This window comes from Variovorax sp. P4_D9 (genome assembly GCF_056401695.1).
This window is the reverse complement of record NZ_JBFUIU010001382.1, coordinates 1-1,526: the sequence shown is the minus strand read 5'-3', so window position 1 is coordinate 1,526 and position 1,526 is coordinate 1. Positions and strand designations below refer to the sequence as shown.

Sequence of the window (1,526 nt, the reverse complement as noted above, 5' to 3'; positions counted from 1 at the left end):
GGCTCTGAGGCAATCAGAGCCTCGCAAAACACCCTCAAATCAGCGAAAACGGCTCCCGAAATCGCTGCTTACTGCACCATCTGAAAAACGAGTCTTCGCCGAAGAAGATGACTCGCTTTGGAGGGGAGTATTTCCGCATCCTGTTAGGGTGCCGCGAATCGGCGCGCTGGGCAAGGGGCTTGCAAGAGGAGAGAAGGTGGGGCCGCCATCAAGCAAGGGGGTGCTCGCGGCCATGCGCTAAGTCGGGAGAGCCGCCTCGCCTAGTATCCGTGAGCATATCGGGACGGATTCGTCGGCGGCCAGGCAGGTTCGTCGTGAAAGCCCACTTGTTGAGTGGGCTGGCAGGGGTCTACAGCACCTGGGCCAGCACAACCCTCGGTGGTTGCGAACCGCGCGAACAGTGCCGCGGACGTCCCGGTGCGCGCCGCGCTGGCTCCGAAGCTGGGTGGCGGACGACAGCTACTGGCAGGCGCTCCGGCTGCTGGCCAAGATGCTGCCGGCCGGCACGGCGAAGCCGATGATCGCGGCACTCATGGCGGAGAAGGGCGAGTTCGACGTGAATGAGGAATCCGTGTCGATGGACGTGGCTACCCGCCTCATCGCGCGCGCCCACAGCGAAGGATTGTTATCGAGCGACGGTATCGAGGAGACGGAAGAGGAAGCTTTGGCGTAGGGCCTGTTTCAGAGTGCGGACTGGATACGGTCTCGCCGGACGAGTTGCTGCGTGATTTGTAATAATTCAGTAACAACAACCCGTGCCTTCACGCCGCGCCATGACCTCCCTCCGCCCTCTCGCATTGCTCTTTTCCCTGGCCTGCCTGCCGATAGCGGCGCTGGCCCAGGCTGTCTCCGTCTCCGGCACCGGCGCCACCTTCCCGGCCGAGGTCTATGCCCAGTGGGCCAAGCAGTATTCGATCGACACCGGGGTCACGCTGAACTACGTGCCCAGCGGCTCCTCGGCGGGGGTCAAGCAGGTGGTGGCGCGCGCGGTGGATTTCGGTGCGACCGACGTGCCCCTGAGCAGCGCCGAACTCGACAAGCATCAGCTGTTCCAGTTCCCCACCCTGGTGGGCGGGGTGGTGCCGGTGGTGAACCTGCCGGGGCTGACCTCCGGCGCGCTGCGACTGAGCCCCGAGGTACTGGCCGGCATCTTCGCCGGCGACATCCAGCGCTGGAACGACAAGGCCATCAGCGTGCTCAACCCTTCGCTTCAATTGCCCGACACCCGCATCAGCCGCGTGGTGCGCGCCGACGGCTCGGGCACCACCGAAGTCTTCGTCCGCTATCTGCAGCAGGTGGCGCCCGCTGCGGCCGCGGCCATCGAGTGGCAGGGCAGCCGCGCCAAGTGGCCTGGCAGCGTGAGCGCCGTGGAGGGCTCGGGCAAGCTGGCCCAGGCGGTGAAAGCGACGCCGGGCGCGATCGGCTACGTCTCTTCCGACTATGTGTTGCGTGAGCACATGATCGCGGCGAGCCTGCGCAACAAGCGCGGCGAATGGGCGCAGCCCAGCACCGAGGCAGCACCGAGG

General features: G+C 65.6%; 3 protein-coding genes. All 3 read left to right on the top strand.

The features are described 5' to 3' along the window. The coding region (locus tag AC1DY5_RS55180) for a hypothetical protein (RefSeq protein ID WP_478122623.1) at nt 1-241 on the top strand (241 nt) is incomplete at its 5' end. A 204-nt stretch (nt 242-445) separates the two neighbouring features. Next, on the top strand, nt 446-673 hold the full coding sequence (locus AC1DY5_RS55175) for a hypothetical protein (RefSeq protein ID WP_478122622.1): 228 nt from the start codon (nt 446-448) through the stop codon (nt 671-673). Between the two features lie 100 nt (nt 674-773). Further along, nucleotides 774-1,526, top strand: a 753-nt coding sequence (pstS, locus tag AC1DY5_RS55170; RefSeq protein WP_478122621.1) for a phosphate ABC transporter substrate-binding protein PstS, incomplete at its 3' end; no start/stop codon positions are given.